Genomic DNA, 19000 nt, shown 5'->3' on the forward strand with positions numbered 1-19000 from the left:
ATGTGGCGCCGACCCGTTCGGCCAGAATCCGGGGATGACCACCCCCAAGACCCCTGCTGCCGCCGGCCTGCCGGCCTTGCCCGTGTCGCCGCCGGCCAGCCAGCCGGCCGCGTTCCTTCGCCATCTGTACGACGTGGCCGTGCACGCCGCGTTGCCGGCCCATGGCCTGGCCGCGCACCTGCCCCCGCCGCCGCGCGGGCGCACGCTGGTGCTCGGGGCGGGCAAGGCGGGCGGCTCGATGGTGCACGCGCTGGAGGCGCTGTGGCCGGCCGATGCGCCGCTGTCGGGCCTGGTCGTGACCCGCTACGGCCATGTGCCCGAGCGGCCGCCCGGGCTGCCGCAGCGCGTGGAGATCGTGGAGGCCGCGCACCCCGTGCCCGATGCGGCGGGCCTGTCGGCGGCCGAGCGCATGCTGGCGCTCACGCAGGGGCTCACGGCCGATGACCTGGTGCTGTGCCTGATCTCGGGCGGCGGCTCCGCGCTGCTCACCCTGCCGGCCGAGGGCCTGACGCTGGCGGAAAAGCAGCGCATCCACCGCGCGCTGCTGGAAAGCGGCGCCGGCATCGCCGAGATGAACTGCGTGCGCAAGCACCTGTCGCGCATCAAGGGCGGCCGGCTGGCGGCCGCGTGCGCGCCGGCCCGCGTGGTCACCCTGGCCATCAGCGACGTGCCGGGCGACGACCCCGCCGTGATCGCCAGCGGCCCCACGGTGCCCGACGGCACGACCTGCGCCGAGGCGCTGGACATCCTGGCGCGCTACCGCATCCACCTGCCCGCGTCGGTGCATGCGGCGCTGCAGGCCGGCGCGCTCGAGACCCCCAAGCCCGGCGATGCGGCCTTCGCCGGCCACGCGGTCCACCTGATCGCCGCGCCGCAGCAGTCGCTGGAGGCCGCTGCGGCGGCGGCGCGCGCGGCCGGCATGGCGGCGTACATCCTGTCCGACGAGATGGAGGGCGAGTCGCGCGAGGTGGGCCGCGTGCATGCGGCGCTGGCGCGCTCGGTGGCGCAGCGCGGCCAGCCGTTCGCGCGCCCCTGCGTCATCCTGTCGGGCGGCGAGACTACGGTGACAGTGCGCCCGCGCACCGAGGGCGTGCCCCGGGGCCGGGGCGGCCGGGCGGGGGAGTTCTGTTTGGGCCTGGCGCAGGCGCTGCAGGGGCAGCCGGGCGTGTGGGCGCTGGCGGCCGACACCGACGGCATCGACGGCGTGGAGGACAACGCCGGCGCGATCGTCACGCCCGACACCCTGGCACGGGCGCGGGCGGCCGACCTGGCCGTGGCCCGCCACCTGGACCGCAACGACGCTTACGGGTTCTTCTCGGCGCTGGGCGATCTGGTGGTCACCGGGCCCACGCACACCAATGTGAATGATTTCAGGGTGCTATTTGTTTTGTAGCATCTGGTGCAATAGGCACTAGGGCAGTAGGCTGATTCCGAGGAGTTTTTGATCGCCTCAGGGAGCCGCTCGGTCAAGGCCTTGCGTCCGATGAGCAGTCGATGCCAGCGACCGTCGCAGCGTGATCAAGCCGAACGGGAAACGATGCCGCCACTTTGCAGGCTGGCTGCGCTGAGCTTTTCTGCGACCAGCGTGATGAGCGCGGACACTGCCATGGACAAGTGACGCCGGCTGGGATAGAGCGCATGAAGGCCATGGCTGGTCCGCTGGTATAGCGGTAGCACCGGCACCAGTCGGCCCGCTTGCAGGTCGAGCCGGGTGAGCTTTGCCGGCAGCAACGCGATGCCCAAGCCTGCAACCGCCGCCTTGCGCAGAGTCTGGGCGGTGTTGCCGGTGAAACGGCATGCCAACCGGATTTCATCCTCGGATCCGTCTGGCCCGGCCACCCGCCATGTCACTAGACCACTCGGATGGCCGAAACCCACGCCGTCGTGTTTTATCAGGTCCTGTAGCGTCCGGGGCGTTCCGCGGTTGGCCAGGTAAAGTGGACTGGCCACCATGCCATCCGTGTCTGCTTTGATCAACTGGCGGCCGATATAGCCTGAGTCTGGAAGCGGGCCACCTCGAAATGCCACGTCGATCTGCTCGGCGACCAGATCGACGTTTCGATCACTCAGCACAAAGTCCAGCCGCACGCGGGGGTGCGAGGCCATGAATTTTCCCATCTCCTCCATTGCGAAAAAGTCGAAAAAATCGGCGGGCGCTGCCACGCGCACGATCCCGCCTGGCTCCAGGCTGCCGTCGATCAATGCTTGTCCGGCCTCCCAAAGACCATCCACCGCACCCGCGCAGCGGTCATGGAGTGACTGTCCGGCATTGGTGAGCGTGAGTTTGCGGGTCGAGCGCTGCAGCAGCCGCGAACCCAGTTGCGCCTCCAGCGACTGCACCCGCCGGCTAACGGTGTTGGGCGGCACGCCAAGGCGGCGGGCCGCTTCCGCAAAGCTGCCGCTGCGTACGACCTGCACGAAAAGAGCGATGTCATTGAGATCCACCATGCCGCCGAGATTAAGAGGAGACGCGATCGCGTGCAAACTCAACGTCGCATATGGCCTATACGGCGTGCCGCCCCGCGTTTCAGCTTGTCTCAGTAGTTCAGAATCGGCATCAGCTTCTGACCGTTCGGGCTGGTCCAATCGACGGCGAGTTCCGCGATGATCTGGTCTACCGTCGTGATGATGGCGCCAGCGTTTTCCATGCGGCGCAACGCGAGTTCATCGCCGAACTTAGTGCGCGACGCCGATGCGTCTGCCGACACTTGCACTTCATAGCCTTCTTCGAGCATTTGCAGGACGGGGAAGGTGACGCAGATTTCCGTCGTCAGTCCGGCAACGAACAGTTTTTTGCGTCCGGTGGCTTTCACGGCTTGGTTGAATCCTTCATGGTGCATTGCGTTGACGATGCCGGGACGCTTGATGCGCGCTGAAAACTCGATCGGAAAAATATCTTCCAGTTCAGAAAACAGCGGTCCCGGGTTGGCATCTTCCAGGCTCGTCGTCAGCACGGTGGGCATGTCCAGCGCCTTTGCGATCCGGGCCAGTTTCAGCGTGTTTTCCTTCAGAAGGTTGATGTCGTGTGAATGAGTGAAGGCCAGCGTGCCATATTGGTGGTCGATCAAGAGTACGGCGGCGTTGCTGGGAGTGAAAGCGGATTTGTGCATGGCAACAATTTCTGGGGTTGGAACTCGTCGGAATCTTATGTTTTGGGTCCTGTCATGACTAGCCGGATGGCTTGGATTGCACTCGTCCGTTTTTGATATGAATGTGGGGTACGTGGGGACCTTTTTTTGAAGTCTGTGGGCTTATCTTGTAAAAAAGCCGCGCCCCTTGCGGAGCGCGGCCTGGCAGGGCGGGGGAGCGCCGCGGGTCAGTAGCCCAGCGTCTCGCCGTCGGGGTTGCGCGGGTCGGAGGCGCCGTACAGCAGCCCGTCGTGGAACTGGATGGTCTGCGTGCGGCCCATCGAAGGCTTCACGGCGATGTGGTGGCCGCGGGCCTGCAGTTGCGACAGGGTGTCGGTGCTCAGGCCCTTTTCCACGCGCAGCTCGTCGGGCGTCCACTGGTGGTGCACGCGCGGCACCGAGGCCGCCTCGGCCGGGTTCATGCCGAAGTCGACGGTGTTCACGATGGTCTGCAGCACCGTGGTGATGATGCGCGCGCCGCCGGGGCTGCCGGTCACGAGCATGGGCTTGCCGTCCTTGAGCACCATGGTGGGCGTCATCGACGACAGCGGGCGCTTGTTGGGAGCCACCGCGTTGGCATCGCCGCCGACCAGGCCATAGGTGTTGGCCACGCCGGGCTTGGCGGAGAAGTCGTCCATCTCGTTGTTCAGCAGGATGCCGGTGCCCTTGGCGACGATGCCGCTGCCGAAGTTGGTGTTGAGCGTGTAGGTCACCGCCACGGCGTTGCCCGCCTTGTCCACCACCGAGTAGTGGGTGGTCTGGTCGCTCTCGTACGGTTGGGGCTGGCCGGGCTTGATGTCCTTGGCCTGGCGCGCCGTGGTGGGGCTGATGCCCTTGGCCAGCGACTGCGCGTAGGCCTTGGAGGTGAGGCCCTTGAGCGGGATCTTCACGAAGTCCGGATCGCCCAGGTACTCCGAGCGGTCGGCGTAGGCGAGCTTCATGCTCTCCGCCATGTAGTGGATCGTCTGCGCGCTGTTCTGCCCCCATTGCGACAGCGGCCACTGCTCCAGCATGTTCAGCATCTGCACCAGGTGCGCGCCGCCGGAGGACGGGGGCGGCATGGTCACGATCTGGTAGCCGCGGTAGGTGCCGCGCACCGGCTCGCGCTCGACCACCTTGTAGGCCGCCAGGTCCTGCAGCGTGAGGGCGCCGGGGTGGGGCGCCATCTCGGCGGCGATGCGGCGCGCGATGGGGCCCTGGTAGAACGCCTTGGCGCCCTGCTGGCTGATGAGCCGCAGCGACTGCGCTAGGTCCTTTTGCACCAGCCGGTCGCCGACCTTGAGCGGGCTGTCGCCGCGCCAGAAGATCTGGCGCGTCGCCGGCCACTTGCCCATGTTGGCCTTTTCCTGGTGCAGCGTCTTGGCCAGCGTGAGGCTGACGGGAAAGCCCTTGTCCGCCAGCGCGATGGCTGGGGCGATCACGCGCGACAGCGGCAGCGTGCCCCAGTTCTTGAGCGCATGCTCCATGCCCGCCACCGTGCCAGGCACGCCCACGGCGTAGGGCGTGTACAGGGACTTGCCGTCCACCACGTTGCCGCTGGCGTCGAGGTACATGTCGCGGGTGGCCTTTTGCGGCGCCACTTCGCGGAAGTCGAGCGCCACGTCCTTGCCGGTCTTGGCGTCGTGCACCATCATGAAACCGCCACCGCCCAGGTTGCCCGCGTTGGGCAGCACCACGGCCAGCGCGAAGCCGATGCCCACCGCGGCATCCACTGCATTGCCGCCGGCCTTGAGGATGTCCAGGCCCACGCGCGAGGCCAGTTCCTGTTCGGTGGAGACCATGCCGTTGCGCGCCACAACCGGGTGGAACACATCCATGTCGAAATCGTAGGAATTGCTGGCGGCGCGGGCCGCGGCCGTCTGCTGCACGGCCTGCGGCGCGGCGGCGGGCGCTCCCTCGGCACTGCCGGGGCCGGCCGTGGGCACGTTGGTGCAGGCGGCCAGGCTGGCCAGGGCAAGGGCCAGGCTGCTGGCCAGCAGCGTGCGTTGGATGGGGTTCATGCTCTCTCCTCGTTATGAATCGGTGGACGCCCAGCGGCGGCGCCGTGGCGAGTGTAGAGAAGTTGCCTGCCGCTTCCCTGCGGCAGCGCCTGTCGGCGCACCTCCCATTTGCATTTGCGAACGTCTGCGTTGAAAAGTTGCACTTTGACAGGGAACTCTGGCCCTAGCATGTCAGCCGGTTTCCGCTAGGAAGAATGTTGGCCGTGGTCACGGCCCTCCGGCGGGCCTTCCTTTCAACCACGGAGGTGCGACATGGCGATGAAATCCTTATTGAAGAAGCTCGTGCTGGGCGGCTGCCTGCTGGCGGCCAGCAGCCTGTCCTGGAGCTATGCGATCAATGCCGGCAAGGTGGTGGACGACAACGGCAATGCCGTGCAGCTGCGCGGCGTGAACTGGTTCGGCTTCGAGACCAACACCAACGTGGTCCACGGGCTGTGGGCGCGCAACTGGAAGGACATGATCACGCAGATGCAGGGCCAGGGCTTCAACGCCGTGCGCCTGCCGTTCTGCCCGCAGACGCTGCGCGGCACGCCGCCCAACAGCATCGACTACGGCCGCAATGCCGACCTGCAGGGCCTGAGCGCTCTGCAGGTGCTGGACAAGGTGGTGAACGAGCTGAGCAGCCGCGGCATGTACGTGCTGCTGGACCACCACACGCCCGACTGCCAGAGCATCTCCGAGCTCTGGTACACCGGCTCGTACAGCGAGCAGCAGTGGATCACGGACCTGACCTTCGTCGCGCAGCGCTACGCCAGCGTGCCCGGCGTCATCGGCCTGGACCTCAAGAACGAGCCGCACGGCGCCGCCACCTGGGGCACCGGCAACGCCGCCACCGACTGGAACCGCGCGGCCGAGCGCGCCTCGGCCGCCGTGCTGCAGGTGGCGCCCCGCTGGCTGATCGTGGTGGAAGGCGTGGCGGAGAACCCCAGCTGCTCCAGCAGCGGCGGCCACTGGTGGGGCGGCAGCCTGGAGCCGCTGGAGTGCACGCCGCTGAACATTCCGGCCGACCGCCTGCTGCTCGCCCCGCACGCCTACGGTCCGGACGTGTACGGCCAGCCTTACTTCGGCGCCTCCAATTTCCCCGAGAACATGCCCGCCATCTGGGAGCAGCACTTCGGCCGCTTCGTGCAGGCCGGCCACGCCGTGCTGCTGGGCGAGTTCGGCGGCAAGTTCGGCCAGGGCGATGCCCGCGACGTGGCCTGGCAGAACAAGCTGGTGGACTACCTCATCGGCAAGGGCATCCGCAGCGGCTTCTACTGGTCGTGGAACCCCAACAGCGGCGACACGGGCGGCATCCTGAACGACGACTGGACGACGGTGCGCACCGACAAGGTCACGCTGCTCCAGCGCCTGTGGGGCGACGGCTCCAGCACCCCTCCCACGACGCCGCCGACCACACCGCCCACCACCCCTCCGACCACGCCCCCGACGACGCCACCCACCACGCCGCCGACCACCCCTCCCACGGGCGGCGCCAGCTTCAGCACCCAGGTCATCGTGGACAGCGAATGGAACACCGGCTACTGCGAACGCGTGCAGGTCACCAACACCGGCGGCGCGGCGGGCGACTGGGCCCTGAACCTGACCATCACCGGCACGGTGAACAACCTCTGGAACGCCGTGTGGTCGCAATCGGGCAGCACGCTCCACGCTTCGGGTGTGGACTGGAACAAGACGCTGGCCCCCGGCGCGAAGGCGGAATTCGGCTTCTGCGCGGCGCGTTGACGCGGTGGGCCTTCAACGACTTCGATAATCCGCAAAAATGCCGCCCTGAATATGGGGCGGCGGCTTGAAAATCACCTGCACCGCCCCGCCGATCGTTGGGATCGGCGGGGCGGTGTGCTTTGTCAATCCTTGGTGGGATTAATCGGCGTGAAAGCGCAGGCCCTGGTTGATCGCGCAGCGGTAGGCCAGCGGTTCGGCGCGCTGCTGGTAGCCGGGCAGGTCGAAGACGAACATGGTGAAGTCGATGGTGCCGTCCGGGCGCACCTGGTAGCGCAGCAGCTGCTGGATCGGCAGGCCGTCGCGGGCGACGGTGAAATGGGCGTCGCTGAAGGACAGCGTGCCGTCTTCGACGATTCGGTAGGCCTCCATGCGAAGGCCGCCGCGCGTGCGGCTCGGGGTGGCGTTGGCGGAGTTGGGGGTGCACAGCGAGAGGTCGATGGCGACCGACACCGCGTCCCCGGCGGCCAGCGCCTGCTGGATGTCGGCCGGATTATCGAGCCGGCTTTTGGCGCTGGCCGGCAGGGCCATCAGGGAAAGCGAAGAAGCCAGCAAAACGGCGGCAAGGCGTTGCATTGGAAAAACCTCCATTCATGGTTTTGAGTATCTCGGCTTGAAAATTCAAGCGTGGCGATGATATCCAAGCCATGGCAGGAAAATCGCCGAGATTTGTATGCCGAGAAGCATTTTTGTAAATGTCAGAAAGATATTCGGACAAACTGCCTGGGGTATGAGGCAGGCGCGCCGTGCGGGCCATGGCGGCCATGCATACTCGGCGGGTCGTCCGCTCGCCGCGCTGCCGGCGGGGGCGGTTTCCGATCCCTTCAATCCACCCCAAGGAGATGGCCCATGGGCCTCAGCACCCACGTTCTCGACACCATGCACGGATGCCCCGCGGCGGGCATGGCCGTGGCCCTGTATGCCACCCATGGCGAGGCCGCCACGCTGCTGCAGCGGCTGGTGCTCAACGCCGATGGCCGCACCGATGCGCCGCTGTTCGACAACGCCAGCCTGCGCGCGGGCACCTACCGCCTCACGTTCGACGTGGCGGGCTATTTCCGCAGCCGGGGGGTGCAACTGCCCGAGCCGAACTTCCTGAACCAGGTGAGCCTCGATTTCGGCGTGGCCCACGCGGACCAGCACTACCACGTGCCGCTGCTGGTCAGCCCGTGGAGCTACTCCACCTACCGCGGCTCCTGAGCGCGGGCCGCCGGGCGGGCCGGGGCGCAGGCCCGGCTCAGAGCTGTCCCTCGGTCAGCGTGTCGAGCTGGAAGCGCCCGGACTTGTGCCACAGCCAGGTGTCGGTGTAGGTGACCTTGCCCATCCGCGACGGCACGGGGTAGGGCGCGGCGGCGCGCACGGTGCGCTCGATCTCGGCGATCACCTCGGGCGCATGGCGCGGCGCGCGCATCCAGTTCAGCCGGGTCACGCGGCCGGCGCGGTCGATGTCCACCTGCAGCGTGCCGATGGCGTACAGCAAGGGCGGCAGCTTGCCCTTGTAGATGCGGTGGGCGTTCAGGCCGTACAGGTGGGTGGCGGCGTCCTGCCGGTAGGCGCGGGGCGTTTCGGCGGCCGAGGGGCGCGCGGAGCCTTGCTCGGCAGGCACCGGGCCCACCACCTCCTTCTCCAGCGGGCTGCTGGTGTCCGACGCGGCCTTGGCGGGCGGGGGTGCCGGTTCCGGTCCCGACGACCGGCAGGCCGCGATGAGGGATGCCAGGGCGGCCATGACGCTGGCCGCCAGCCACCGGCCGCGCGGCCGGCGAGGAAGCCGTTCAGGAGAAGGGGTGGGCATGGGCAGGTCTCGCTGTGGCTATGCTGTGCGGTGCCCGTGCTGCCGTTGCGCGGGGCGTACCGGAGGACTCGGATGGTGATGGCGGCGTTGCATCGTTTGCTGGAGGGCTTGGCGCACGGCCCGGCCTGCATGGTGGAGGTGGAGTCTACCCAAGGCTCGGTGCCGCGCGAAAGCGGTGCGTGGATGGCCGTGCTGGCCGATGGCCTGGCCGGCACCATCGGCGGCGGGCGGCTGGAGTTCGATGCCATCGCGCAGGCGCGCCGCCGGCTGGCGGGCGAGGGGGGCCCCGCCGTGCTGCGGTTCGCGCTCGGGCCCAGCCTGGGGCAGTGCTGCGGTGGCGTGGTGTTCCTGCGGTTCACCGTGGTGGGCGCGGGCGAGCGTGCCGCGCTGGCGCAGCGGCTGGCGCCCCGGCGCACGCCCGTGGCGCTGTTCGGCGCGGGCCATGTGGGGCATGCGCTGGTCCGCGTGCTGTCGGTCCTGCCGTTCGCCCTGACCTGGATCGACAGCCGCGACAGCGTCTTCCCCGCATTCCCCGTGGCCCCGGCCGAGGCGCCGCCAGGCGTGGCGTGCGAGCACTCCGATCCGGTGCACGCCGCCGTGCCGTCGCTCGCGCCGGGCTCGCGCGTGCTCGTCATGAGCTTCAGCCACGCCGAGGACCTGGACGTGGTGGCCGCCTGCCTGCTGCGCCAGCGCGAACGGGGCGACCTGCCCTTCATCGGGCTCATCGGCAGCCGCACGAAGTGGGCGACGTTCTCGCACCGGTTGGCTGCGCGCGGCTTCGCGCCCGAAGAGCTGGCCTGGGTCACCTGCCCCATCGGGCTGCCCGGCATCGCGGGCAAGGAGCCCGAGGTGATCGCCGTGTCGGTGGCGGCGCAGCTGCTGGCCCTGCCGGTGCCGGCGGACCCCGCGCAGCCCGGGTAAATCCGCACGCCGCCGTGCCGCGCCGGGCGTTCGGCAGGAACGATTCCTGCATACACTCGCGGCACAGGTCGCAGCGGTGCCCGGAGCCGATGCGTGTCGTCAGCCCCCAGGTGCGCGGCCTTTTCTTCTGCTCAGAGCGCCCGCAGTGGTGAGCAGGTTGACCGGGTGGTGCGCCGCGCGCCGCCCCCATGGCGCCTTCGTGCGCCGCCGAGGCTGAGACACATGGAAAGCTATCTCCTCGACTGGGCCAACCTGCTGCTGCGCTGGGTCCACGTCATCACCGCGATCGCCTGGGTGGGCTCGTCGTTCTACTTCGTCTTCCTGGACAGCAGCCTCACGCCGCCGGTCGACGACGACCTGAAAAAGCAGGGCGTGAGCGGCGAACTCTGGGCCGTGCACGGCGGCGGCTTCTACCACCCGGTGAAGTTCGCCGTCTCGCCGCCGAAGCTGCCCGCGCACCTGCACTGGTTCTACTGGGAGAGCTACAGCACCTGGCTGAGCGGCTTCGCGCTGTTCACCGTGTCGTACCTGTGGAGCGCCGGCACCTACCTCATCGACAAATCGCGCATGGACTGGGCGCCGCCTGCGGCCATCGGCGCGGCGCTGGGCTTCCTGGTCGTCTTCTGGCTGCTGTACGACGCCGTGTGCCGCCTGTTCGGGCAGCGCAGGAACGGCGACGCCATCGTCGGCGCGCTCGTGTTCGGGCTGGTGTGCGTGGCCTCCTGGCTGGCCTGCCACTGGTTCGCCGGCCGGGCGGCCTTCCTGCTGGTGGGCGCGATGATCGCCACGGCCATGAGCGCCAACGTGTTCTTCTGGATCATTCCGGGACAAAAGAAGATGGTGGCCGCCATCCAGGCCGGCCGGCCCGTGGACCCGGTCCATGGCCAGCGCGGCAAGCAGCGCAGCGTGCACAACACGTACTTCACGCTGCCGGTGCTGTTCGCCATGCTGTCCAACCACTACAGCTTCACCTGGAGCCACCCGCAGAACTGGCTGGTGCTGATCGTGATGATGTTCGCCGGCGCGGCGATCCGGCAGTTCTTCGTCATGCGCCACGGCCACAAGCTCGGACGCAACGGCAACCCGCTGCCCTACGCGCTGGTGGGCGTGGCGGCCATCGCCGGCGCCATCGTGTGGATGCGGCCGGTGCCACCGGCCACCACCCCGGTGGCTGCAGGAAATGCTACAGATTTGATAGCTAAAGGAACAAGCAATCCGCCGGCATCGGGCACGATCGGCTACGAAAAGCTGCAGCCCGTGCTGGCGCAGCGCTGTTTCCTGTGCCACGGCGAGCAGGTGCAGATGAAGAACCTGCGGCTCGATTCGGCCCCGTCGGTCAAACAGCACGCCCAGGCCATCTACCAGCAGGCCGTGGTGCAAAAGCTCATGCCGATGAACAACGCCACCGGCATGACGGACGAGGAGCGCGACGTGGTGCGGCGCTGGTTCGAAGGCGGCGCACCGGTGCCCTGAAGCGGCCGGGGGCGCTCAGTCCGTCGCGACGCGGTCGGCGGCTTTGCGTGCGCCCAGCGGGGCGACCGACCGGGGGGCGATGGCGCGGTCTGCGCCCAGACCGCCGATGCGGGCCGGGCCGCGATCGTGGCCATCCGCCTGCGAGTCGTCCGCCGCGTCGCGCCAGGCCAGGCCGCTTGCGGCCAGCTTGGCATCGTGCTTGGCCAGGGCCGCGAGGTTGGCCACTTCTTCCGCATGCGCGATGGTGCCGGGCGTGATGCGCACCGCGCCGATCGACAGCGTGGTGCAGGTGAAAAAGCGCTTCACTCCGTGCCGGTCCTCGGCCCAGATGCCGCCGGCCTTGCGCGAAGCGTCGTCGAACAGGGCCAGGGCCTCCTGCGCGAACTCGTCGACGATCCGCTGGCAGCGGTGCAGCCAGTCCGTGCTCTGGAACAGCAGCATGAAGTCGTCGCCGCCCACATGCCCCACGAAGTCGCGCTGTGCATCGCAGTGGGCCACGGCCAGGCGCGCTACGAGGCGGATCATCTGGTCGCCGCGCCAGTAGCCGTAGTAGTCGTTGAACGGCTTGAAGTGGTTCAGGTCGGCGTAGCAGGCGACGAACTCGGTGCCGCTGTCCAGCAGCCGCTGCATGTGCAGGCTGATGGGGATGTTGCCCGGCAGGAAGGTGAGCGGATTGGCGTGGCGCGCCGCCTCGATGCGCGCCTCGGTCACGCTGCGCACCAGCTGGTCGCCCGTGCCCAGCCCCACGTAGCGGCCGTTGTCGGTGACGATGAAGCCGTCGTTCAGGTAGCGCTGGTCCTGCGAGGTGAGGATGCCCACGAGCTGGTCCACGTCGCAGTCGAGTTCCACCACGCGCGGCGCGTGGTTCGCGAACGCCATGCAGGGCTTGCGCCCGTGCACCTCGCGGAAGTACAGCGTGGCGTAGTGGTTCATGAACTGCTGGCGGTTGATGAGCGCCACGGGCCGCGTGCCGTCCACCACCGCCATGGCGTGCAGGTCGGCATGGGCCTTGAACAGCCCGGCCACCGTGTCGTTGCGGGTCTCCGGCGTGGCCGTGGGCGCCTGCACCACGAGCAAGTTGCGCAGGATGCCCGGCCGCACGTTCTGGCCCAGGTGCGGCAGCACGGCCACGCGGCGGTCGCGCAGCGCATCGAGCGCGGGCAGCAGGATGGTGTCGCGCGGCAGCGGGGCCGGGCGGCCCAGCAGGTAGCCCTGGCCGTAGGGGATGTCGAGGTCGCGCAGGGCGCGCAGGTCTTCCTGCGTCTCGATGCCCTCGGCGATGAGCGTGGTGCCGAACACGTCGGCGATGCCCTTGATGGCCTGCAGCATCTGCAGGTTCTCGGGGTGCGCGCCCAGGTCGCGCACGAAGTATTTGTCGATCTTGACGAAGTCGGGCTTGGCCTCGGACCACAGCCGCAGGCTCGACCGGCCGTCGCCGAAGTCGTCCAGTGCCAGCCGGGCGCCGCTGGCGTGTACTTCCTTCAGCGCGTGGCGCAGCGGCTCCATGTCGGTCACGCGCTCGTGCTCGGTGATCTCCAGCACCACCATGCGGGCCGATACGCCCATCGCCTGCGCGGCCTCGGCCAGCGAGGCGCCACCGCACAGCGCCACGCCGCGCACCAGCGCATCGGCGCTGATGTTCACGAACAGGCGGCCGGCCGCGCCCAGCACGCCCCACTGCTGCAGCGCGATGAACACGCACAGCAGTTCGAAGTCCTGCAGCAGGCCTTCTTCGCCCGCGCAGCGCAGCAGCGCATCGGGCGTGTGCAGGGGCGTGCCCTCCGGGCCGCGGATCAGCGCCTCGTGCGCGTAGATGCCGCCCTCGCGCAGATCGGCCAAGGGCTGGAAGACACAGTGCAGGCCGTCGCCGCGCATGAGCTGCGCCAGCGGCCCATGGCCGTTGCGCACCCCGGGCGACAACGCCGCCAGCAAGGCATCGCGCCGGCCCCGGGGAGATGCATCGATCATGGTTACAACCTTACACAATTTCATCGCGGACCATAGCCGTGCGCCGTGACAGCGAAATGACAGGTGCCATGCCGCCAGGGATCGCCCACGCCGCTCACGGGTCGCTGCGCAGGTCGGCGTAGTCCACCGCGTATTTGACGAGCGCCGCCTGGCCCTCGATGCGCAGCTTGCGGCGCAGGTGCAGGCGGTGGGTCTCGACCGTGCGCACCGAGGTGCCCATGCGCTGGGCGATGTCCTTGTTGGATCGGCCCTCGGCCAGCAGCTCCAGCACCGCGGCCTCGCGCGGGGTGAGCGCGCGGCCCGACGGCGCTGGAACGGGAGGCGCCTCGTACAGCAGGGCCTGCACGCCTTCGCTGAAATAGCGCCCGCCGGCGTGCACCGCCTCGATCGCCTCCACCAGCTGGCGGGCCGGCGCGTCCTTGAGCACGTAGCCCCGCACGCCCAGTGCGGCCGCACGGCGCACGTACTCGCCATCGTGGTGCATGGACAGCACCAGCACGCGCACCTGCGGAAAGCGGTCGCGGAACACCGTGGCCAGGTGGATGCCGCTCGCATCCGGCATGCGGATGTCGGTCACCACGATGTCGGGCAGCAGGGCGGCGGCCAGGTCCACGGCCTCCTGCACGCCGCCCGCCTCGCCCGCGACGCGGATGTGGCCCGTGGCCTCCAGCCGCATGCGCACGCCGTCGCGCACCAGCGGGTGGTCGTCCACCAGCAGCACGCGGATGGGGGCGCCGCCGCTCATGCGGGCACCTGCGACGGTTCGAACCCGGGGTAGGGCGAGTCGTTGTCGCCCTGCAGCGGCAGCACGGCCAGCACGCGCGTGCCGCGGCGGCCGGAGGCCACGCCGAACGTGCCGCCCAGGCCCTCGATGCGCTCGCGCATGTTGCGCAGGCCGATGCCGCCCTGTCCGTCGGCCTGCACGCGCTGCACGTCGAAGCCGCGGCCGTCGTCGATCACCGACAGGCTCACGCGCCGGCGGCCGAAGCGCAGCAGCAGCTCCACCTGCGTCGCGTGGGCGTGCATCTGGGCGTTGGTCAGCGCCTCCTGCGCCACGCGGAACAGCGCGGTGCCGTGGCTGGTGGGCAGCGGGTGCGCCGTGCCGCGCAGCACGAAACGCACGCCGAGCGCGGTGTGCTCCTGCACCTGCTGGGCCATGAGGGCCAGGGCCGGCGCCAGGCCCAGGTCGTCCAGCAACGCGGGCCGCAGGCCGTGCGAGACGCGGCGGATCTCCAGCAGTGCATGGTTGAGCCGGTCCAGGCCCTGGTCCAGCACGTGGTGCGGGCCGTGCGCCGCGCGCTCGGCCCACTGCACCTGAGCGGTTTCCAGCAGGAACTTGGAGGACACCAGCACCTGCACCACGCCGTCGTGCAGCTCGCGCGCCACGCGCACGCGCTCTTCCTCCTGCGAGCGCACCACCCGCTGCGCGAGCCGGCGCAGCTTGGCGCTGGCCACGCGGTGGTCGCTGAGGTTCAGCGCCAGCCCGGCCAGCCCGATCAGCACGATGCACAGCGCGGCGATGCCGTAGATGCGCCGGCGCGTGCCGTCGATGTTCTCCTGGGCGCGCAGGTCGATGCGGCGCAGCGTGTCGTGCACGTCGTCCAGGTACAGGCCGGTGCCGATCACCCATTCCCAGCCGGGCAGCGTCATCACGTAGGCGAGCTTGGGCACCGTCTGCTGCGATGAGGGCTTTTGCCACAGGTAGCGCACCAGCCCGCCGCCCTCGCGCGCCTTGGCGAGGATGAGGTTGGCCGGCGCCTCGCTCTGCGGGTTGGACGGGTCGCACAGGTCCACGCCGGCCAGCCCCATCTGCTGTGCGTCCAGCAGCACGTTGCCCTGGCGGTCGTAGACGAAGAAGTACCCGTCCTTGCCGAACTGCATGCGCGAGAGCAGGGCCAGCGCCTGCTGGTGGCGCGCCGCGGGGTCCGCCACGTCGGTCGCGATGCGCGCCATCGCGCTCTGGGCCAGCTGCACGTAATGGTGCAGCTCGGTCTCCTTGCTGTGCAGGTAGGCCGACTCGACCAGTTCCCGTTCCTGGTGCGCCAGCTTCAGGGTCTGGTGGCGCACGGTGACGGCCACGGAACCCAGCGCCACCAGGATGGGAATGGTCGACAGCAGCAAAAGCTTGAGCCGCAATTGCATGAAGGGTTTCTTGGATAGGAAAGCGATGACTATCTGCCGCCTCACGCCAATGTCAAGCGGGTTGTTTCGAGGGATCATGGGATATTCCGGGAATCCGTGAACATATGTAAAGACGGTCGGTGCGATCGAATGGGGCGGAGAATCACCAAAAGTCAAAATGCGTCGGGGCGGCCCGGGGGCGGATTATGGAAAGGCAGCTTCCATAATCACCCCCGTGGTGCCTGGTGCCGCTGCGGGTGGGGCGTCGGCACCGGCTTGGTGCGCACCTTGTGAGTGCTTGCTACCGCAGTAGCCGCACCACAGCAAGGATTGCGCAGCAGAAGCCATGCCAGCCACGGGCGAGGCGGCGGTTTGCGTACTCCTGCGTAGGCCGGCCTGCGTACTACTGCGTAAGGGAAAAAGGTGCTTCGTTTTAGCGAGTTGTGCTGCCTAAAATTCTTTCGCGAATCGGGATTTCCAGGACAAAAGAAGGCGCGCCGGAAGATTATGGGAAATGCGGTCGCATGGAAATGGATGGGGCCTGCCGGTTTATCCGTGCATGGGTCGATTGATTTCCATCGTCATATTCAAGTCGTTGAAAAGGACATTCCATGAGTAATCGGATCCACCGCCACCGCGTGGCCTGGGCGGGCGCTGCCCTGGCGGCCTGCGTGCTGATGACGGGCTGCGCCGCGCCGTCCAAGCGCGAGGTGCTGTCCACCACGCAGATCTATCCAGCCATCGGGCCGTATTCGCAAATGGTGGCCCACGGAAACACGCTGTATTTCTCGGGCGTCCTGCCCCTCAATGCGGCGGGCAATGCGGTCAACGGCACCACCATCGAGGAGCAGACCCGGGCCGTGCTCGATTTCATGGGCGCCAAGCTGCGCTCGCAGGGCCTGTCGTACGAAGACGTGCTCTCCACCACGGTCTACATGAAGGACCTGAACGAGTTCGCTGCCATGAACAAGGTGTATGGCGAGTACTTCCGCACCGCTGCGCCGGCCCGCGCCACGGTGGAGGTGGCGCGGCTGCCGCGCGACGTGAAGATCGAAATCTCGGCCATCGTCGGCCGCCGCTGAAGCGCTGTGGTCCTGCCTCCACGCCCCAAGGAGTTTTCCCATGAATGAAGCCACCCCCCTGATGGCCGCGCCCGGCGCTGCCGCTCCCCTGGACCTGTCCGCGGTGTCGCGCTGGAGCGCCAAGCGCCGCGACTTTCTGCGCGTGCTCGGCTATGGCGCCGGCGCCGCGACGCTCGGGCCCCTGGTGGCCGCGTGCGGCAGCAGCGGCGCACAGACCCAGGCCGAAGCCCTGCGCGAGCAGCTCATGCGCGACGAGGCGTTCTGGACGGGCGTGCAGGGCATGTTCGTGCTCAAGCCCGAGAAGACCTACATGAACATCGGCACCGGCGGCTCCATGCCCAAGCTGGTGCTGGAAACGTTCGATGCCGAAAACCGCAAGAAGGCGGCCGATTCCGGCAGCGGCTACGGCAACCTGCTGGACCTGCGCAAGCAGGTGGCCCCGGGCTTCGGCGTGGATGCGGACGAGCTCGCGTTCTCGGCCAACACGTCCTCGGGCATGTGCCACGCCATCCTGGGGCTGGACTGGCAGCGCGGCGATGTGGTGGTCACCACCAACCACGAGCACGGCGGCGGCGACACGCCGCTCAAGATCGCCACCGACCGCTACGGCATCGAGGTCTCGCGCATCGCACTGCCGGTAGGCAACAACCAGACGGCCGCCACCTACGTGAACCTGTTCGACGAGCGCATCCGCGCGCTCAAGGCCCAGGGCAAGCGCGTGCGCGCCATGATGTGGTCCTCGCCCACGTACAAGACCGGCACCATGCTGCCGATCGCCGAGCTGATGGCGGTGGTGAAGGCGCACGAGCTCATCAGCATCGTGGACGGTGCCCACCTGCCGGGCATGATGGCCTACAACTACGCGGAGCTGGGCATGGACTTCATGTCCGGCGCGGGGCACAAGTGGCAGTGCGGCCCGGGCTCGACCGGCATCCTGGTGGTGCGCAACAAGATGCGCGCCTCCAACCCGCTGCCGCTGCCCAAGTGGTTCCCGGTGCACACCAGCTCCTACGCCGCCAAGGACCGCACCACCAACGGCACCGAGACCTACGACATCGCCGCGACGATCACCAGCTGCGGCAGCCTGCACACGCCCATGTTCATGGCGCTGGCCCAGGCCTGCGCGCAGTGGGACGGCATCGGGCGCAAGAAGATCGAGACCTACGACCTCACGCTGTCGTCCTACCTCAAGGAAAAGATCGCCGAGCGCTGGGGCGTGGATGCGCTGTACTCGCCCAAGGACGATCCCAAGCTGCTCTCCGCGCTCACCTCGTTCAATCCGTTCCCCAACAAGGACGACGTGATGAACGCGCAGAAATCCACGGCCTTCGTGGCGCGCATGCTGAGCGAATACCCGCAGGGCTTCGTGATCCGCAATGCCGACTTTCCCGTCATCGGCGCGCCGGCCAACCACTACGGCGTGCGCATCTCCACCCACCTGTGGCACGACGCGCGCGACATCGACCTGCTGGTCGATGCCATGTGGGACCTGTCGCGCAAGATCTGATCCGGCAGCGCGGCCGCATCCATAAAAAAAGCGCGGGAGGCGACTCCCGCGCTTTTTGTCTTGGGGCGCCCTGCGCGCCGTGCGGCGATCAGAAGCGGTGGCGGATGCCCACGCCGAAGCTGTTGCCCTTCGTCTGCGCCGTGATGCGGTCGTTCATGAGCATGGCGTACACGTCGGTGCGCTTGGACAGGAAGTGGTCGTAGCCCAGCGTGAAGGTCTTGCGGTCGATGTCGGTCTGCGTCATCTCGGTCTTGACCCACTCCACCAGCACCTTGCCGGCCGGCCCGACCGGCACCGAGGCGCCCAGCTGCACCGTCTTGGCCTTGTTGGTGGTGTTGTCGGCCTTGGCCTCGCCGTAGCTCACGAAGGGCTTGACCAGGCCGAAGTCGTAGGCGCCCAGCAGCATCCAGTCGGTCTTCTTCGTGCCCAGGTAGGCATTGGGAACGGCGGGGTTGCTGATCTGGTCGCGCTCGTAGAAGCCCGTCAGCGTCACGGGGCCGCCAAAGTAGAAGAAGTTCGCGCCGAAGTTCTTCTTGCCGTTGTCGCCCGGCTGCTCGCCGAACTGGTACTGGATGTTGGCCGAGAAGCCGCCGAATTTCGGCGTGCTGTAGACGATCTGGTTGCTCCAGCCCGTGTCGGACGGCGTGGTCGCACCCCAGCCGGTGCCGTTGAACAGCGGCACGTTCATGTGCAGGATCAGCGGCGAGAAGGTGAACGAATCGCCGAACGGATTGCCCACCACCGAGGGCAGGAAGTTGGGCGCCATCCAGCGGCCCAGCATCACCGAGCCGAAGTCGCCCGACAGGCTGACGTTGGCATCGCGCGAGAAGAACGTGTCGTTGGCGAAGCGCCCCTGCGAGCCGTTGTCCACCTTGATGAACGAGGTCAGCTGGAAGTTGGCCTTCAGTCCGCCGCCGAGATCTTCCGTGCCCTTGAAGCCGAACCACGAGGTCGTGAGGCCGCCGCTGTCCACGACCGACTTGCGGCCCGCATCGCCGGCCATCTTGATGGACCCGGCGAACACGTCGGCCAGGCCGGTGAGCTGCACGGAGCTTTGGGCCTGTGCCCCGGCGGAACAAAGCAGCGCTGCACCCAGCGCGATCCAATTCTTTTTCATAAGACTCCTGCGAAAGGGAAAAGGGAAAAGGGAAAAGGGGGAAGGGAAGGTGCCGATGGCTCGGCGGTGCACACGGGCCTTTCAACGGGCCAGGAAAAACGTGTCGATCTGCAAAGGGCTCCAAGCAAGGACCGTGCCTTCACCATTCGGCCTGTGGGGGCATGCGGCG

General features: G+C 68.1%; 16 protein-coding genes. 7 read left to right on the plus strand and 9 right to left on the minus strand.

Going from position 1 to position 19000, the window contains the following annotated elements:
* Nucleotides 1-34 precede the first annotated feature (34 nt).
* Nucleotides 35-1393, plus strand: a complete 1359-nt coding sequence (locus AVTE2539_RS12925) for a glycerate kinase type-2 family protein (protein WP_284411152.1) — start codon at nt 35-37, stop codon at nt 1391-1393.
* Nucleotides 1394-1518: 125 nt separating this feature from the next.
* Here AVTE2539_RS12925 and AVTE2539_RS12930 read toward each other — a convergent pair whose 3' ends face one another.
* The 3 genes from AVTE2539_RS12930 to ggt form a co-directional block, all read right to left on the minus strand.
* Complete coding sequence (locus tag AVTE2539_RS12930; protein WP_284411618.1) at nt 1519-2448, minus strand: LysR family transcriptional regulator; 930 nt, start codon at nt 2446-2448, stop codon at nt 1519-1521.
* Between the two features lie 89 nt (nt 2449-2537).
* Nucleotides 2538-3110 (minus strand): isochorismatase family protein, encoded by a 573-nt coding sequence (locus AVTE2539_RS12935; RefSeq protein WP_284411154.1) that lies wholly within the window; start codon nt 3108-3110, stop codon nt 2538-2540.
* 206 nt (nt 3111-3316) lie between these two features.
* Nucleotides 3317-5128, minus strand: coding sequence for a gamma-glutamyltransferase (gene ggt, locus AVTE2539_RS12940; RefSeq protein ID WP_284411157.1), 1812 nt, complete (start codon nt 5126-5128; stop codon nt 3317-3319).
* Between the two features lie 252 nt (nt 5129-5380).
* On the opposite strand from ggt, the gene AVTE2539_RS12945 reads away from it, so the two are divergent.
* Nucleotides 5381-6853 (plus strand): cellulase family glycosylhydrolase, encoded by a 1473-nt coding sequence (locus AVTE2539_RS12945; protein ID WP_284411160.1) that lies wholly within the window; start codon nt 5381-5383, stop codon nt 6851-6853.
* A 138-nt stretch (nt 6854-6991) separates the two neighbouring features.
* Here AVTE2539_RS12945 and AVTE2539_RS12950 read toward each other — a convergent pair whose 3' ends face one another.
* A complete protein-coding gene (locus AVTE2539_RS12950; protein WP_284411162.1) occupies nt 6992-7426 on the minus strand; it encodes a VirK family protein in 435 nt (144 codons plus the stop codon).
* 273 nt (nt 7427-7699) lie between these two features.
* On the opposite strand from AVTE2539_RS12950, the gene uraH reads away from it, so the two are divergent.
* Nucleotides 7700-8050: a hydroxyisourate hydrolase gene (uraH, locus tag AVTE2539_RS12955; protein ID WP_284396223.1), complete on the plus strand. Its 351-nt coding sequence runs from the start codon at nt 7700-7702 to the stop codon at nt 8048-8050.
* 37 nt (nt 8051-8087) lie between these two features.
* Here the strand turns inward: uraH and AVTE2539_RS12960 are convergent, their stop codons facing one another.
* Entirely contained in the window at nt 8088-8576 is a 489-nt protein-coding gene (locus tag AVTE2539_RS12960; RefSeq protein ID WP_272569618.1) for a hypothetical protein, read from the minus strand.
* Between the two features lie 144 nt (nt 8577-8720).
* On the opposite strand from AVTE2539_RS12960, the gene xdhC reads away from it, so the two are divergent.
* On the plus strand, nt 8721-9563 hold the full coding sequence (gene xdhC, locus AVTE2539_RS12965; RefSeq protein ID WP_284411619.1) for a xanthine dehydrogenase accessory protein XdhC: 843 nt from the start codon (nt 8721-8723) through the stop codon (nt 9561-9563).
* Nucleotides 9564-9785: 222 nt separating this feature from the next.
* Nucleotides 9786-11036 (plus strand): urate hydroxylase PuuD, encoded by a 1251-nt coding sequence (locus AVTE2539_RS12970; RefSeq protein ID WP_284411164.1) that lies wholly within the window; start codon nt 9786-9788, stop codon nt 11034-11036.
* Nucleotides 11037-11051: 15 nt separating this feature from the next.
* Here the strand turns inward: AVTE2539_RS12970 and AVTE2539_RS12975 are convergent, their stop codons facing one another.
* From AVTE2539_RS12975 to AVTE2539_RS12985, 3 genes are all read right to left on the minus strand, one after another.
* Entirely contained in the window at nt 11052-13004 is a 1953-nt protein-coding gene (locus AVTE2539_RS12975; RefSeq protein WP_284411166.1) for an EAL domain-containing protein, read from the minus strand.
* 94 nt (nt 13005-13098) lie between these two features.
* Nucleotides 13099-13749 carry a response regulator gene (locus AVTE2539_RS12980; protein ID WP_284411168.1) on the minus strand — a complete coding sequence of 217 codons (651 nt, stop codon included), beginning with the start codon at nt 13747-13749 and terminating at the stop codon, nt 13099-13101.
* A complete protein-coding gene (locus AVTE2539_RS12985) occupies nt 13746-15146 on the minus strand; it encodes a cache domain-containing protein (protein ID WP_284411170.1) in 1401 nt (466 codons plus the stop codon). Before AVTE2539_RS12985 ends, AVTE2539_RS12980 begins: the two co-directional genes overlap by 4 nt.
* 590 nt (nt 15147-15736) lie before the next feature.
* Between AVTE2539_RS12985 and AVTE2539_RS12990 the strand changes: the two genes are divergently transcribed.
* Nucleotides 15737-16207 (plus strand): Rid family detoxifying hydrolase, encoded by a 471-nt coding sequence (locus AVTE2539_RS12990; protein WP_284411172.1) that lies wholly within the window; start codon nt 15737-15739, stop codon nt 16205-16207.
* A 40-nt stretch (nt 16208-16247) separates the two neighbouring features.
* A complete protein-coding gene (locus AVTE2539_RS12995; protein WP_502868917.1) occupies nt 16248-17714 on the plus strand; it encodes an aminotransferase class V-fold PLP-dependent enzyme in 1467 nt (488 codons plus the stop codon).
* A gap of 88 nt (nt 17715-17802) precedes the next feature.
* On the opposite strand, the gene AVTE2539_RS13000 is transcribed toward AVTE2539_RS12995, so the two are convergent.
* Complete coding sequence (locus AVTE2539_RS13000) at nt 17803-18831, minus strand: porin (protein WP_272567786.1); 1029 nt, start codon at nt 18829-18831, stop codon at nt 17803-17805.
* Nucleotides 18832-19000 lie beyond the last annotated feature (169 nt).

Source organism: Acidovorax sp. SUPP2539, from assembly GCF_030158975.1.
In the GTDB taxonomy this organism is placed as follows: domain Bacteria; phylum Pseudomonadota; class Gammaproteobacteria; order Burkholderiales; family Burkholderiaceae_C; genus Paracidovorax.